Here is a 1,061-nt window from a genome sequence, read left to right on the forward strand (position 1 = left end):
ATCTTAAGGAACATCTCTATGCATAAGAATCTTTTGTTATGTACAGCCGCTTGTGCTTTGTTTTTTTCTTCTTTTAACTTCACATCTACCAGTATTGCCTCTGGTCTAAGCCCTCAAACACACCATGCCCTTGATTTAATAAACACACCAACGCAAGCAGAAAAAACGACTCTTAACACATCCGCAAAAGCTCATGTGAAATTACCGACAAAAGTTAGGAGAAGCGCTACCGCTGATACCGAGAGCACCTCTAAACTTACAGATGATGATAAAGCAACCGCAGCTTCTACTTCTCTTGAAGGGACAGCAAAAAGAACAATTCTTACACCACAAGAAGAAAGCTCTTTAGTCATGCCTATCGCAATGTTTGCTGTTGGGTTTAGTGATGTCAACAATCAAAATATCTTGTTAGACAATATGCAAATAACAATGTTTGAACCCAAAGATCATCCAGAAAGAAGCGTTTTCTTATCCTCTTATGGCAATAAGAGCACGTTTTCTTCCAAGGTTCAAGCAGAACAAGATGGTGTCCAAGCAGATATTCGCTATGCTGCATTGCAAGCAGGAGCAACATTAATAGCGCTAAAAGATCAAAATATCAGCAGCAACTTTGGCCTTTTCGGAACATACGGAAAATTATCTTTTACTCCTAAAAACAAGGAGAGCTTTCAAAAAAATATGTTTGATAAATGGTCACTCACCGCATATGGAAATATTCAGCATGACAGTGGCATCTATGCAAGTGCATTTCTCTCTTATGGAATTTTCAAAGAAGATAACGCCACAGCTCTCATCAAACATACCTCAAAAGTGAAGAATAGTAAAACATTAGGAGCCGCTGCAACTATTGGTCAAAAACTGTCAACCAGTTTGGAAGGTGTAATCCTAGAACCGCAAGCACAACTTGTGTATCAACGTCTCATGCTTGGTTCTTTATCAGATAGGAGCTCTTTCTCAGATGACGATAACTCTAAATCAGATGGTGATAACTCTAAAATAGACATAAGCAAACCTCATCAATGGTTGCTCCGTATTGGCGGACGTTTGACGCAAAACAAAGG

The 1,061-nt window shown here is 39.1% G+C and carries 1 protein-coding gene; it reads left to right on the forward strand.

Annotated elements, in window-relative coordinates; translation table 11 throughout:
- Positions 1–18: 18 nt before the first annotated feature.
- Positions 19–1,061: autotransporter outer membrane beta-barrel domain-containing protein (locus tag ACFIKE_RS11210; RefSeq protein WP_375650013.1), on the forward strand; the 1,043-nt coding region annotated here is incomplete at its 3' end.

The sequence above is a fragment of the Bartonella sp. MU70NMGDW genome, from assembly GCF_042194085.1.
GTDB classification, from domain to species: Bacteria; Pseudomonadota; Alphaproteobacteria; order Rhizobiales; family Rhizobiaceae; genus Bartonella; species Bartonella grahamii.